The 560-nt window shown below is 37.7% G+C and carries 1 protein-coding gene; it reads left to right on the plus strand.

What is annotated here, in order from left to right; translation table 11 throughout:
* Positions 1-24: 24 nt before the first annotated feature.
* Positions 25-560, plus strand: a 536-nt coding sequence (locus MCQ_RS02500) for a DUF1376 domain-containing protein (protein WP_006923354.1), incomplete at its 3' end; no start/stop codon positions are given.

The following is a 560-nucleotide window of genomic DNA, read 5'->3' on the forward strand; positions in this document are numbered from 1 at the left end:
TCATTACGTTAAGGAAACATTCCAATGAAAAAATATGAATTTACAAACGAAACCAAAAAGGTTGGTGATGTAGATGTTAGTGGCATGAGTGTAGTAGAAAAAGGTCTTTATATGACCCTTGTCTTATACATGTGTGAAGAGCGCCGCCCTATTATTGAAGATGCCCCCAAATTAGCACGATGGGCTGGCTGTTCAGTAAGGGTTCTAAAGAACACATTGGCTTCTTTAATACGTGATGAGAAGATCATACGTTTGGAAGATGGTCGTTTGTGGAATTTAAGAGTTGAAGAGGAACTCAATAATTCAAATGAGAACTTAAATAAGTTTTCAGAGAGAGCGCAGAAAGCAGCGCAAGCAAAATGGGCAAAACATCATCAAGCAAAAATCATTAGTGATGATCAAGATGCTAAAAATGCTAAGCATGATGCTAACGGTATGCTTAAGGATGCTAAGCATAATGCTAAGCATAATGCTAAGCATGCTAATAGCAATGCACAAGCAATGCTTAATGATGCTATTAACAATATATGCGGTACAGCAATTATTGGTGACAATGCCCG

Origin of the sequence: Candidatus Bartonella washoeensis Sb944nv (assembly GCF_000278135.1) — a bacterium.
Lineage (GTDB): Bacteria > Pseudomonadota > Alphaproteobacteria > Rhizobiales > Rhizobiaceae > Bartonella > Bartonella washoeensis.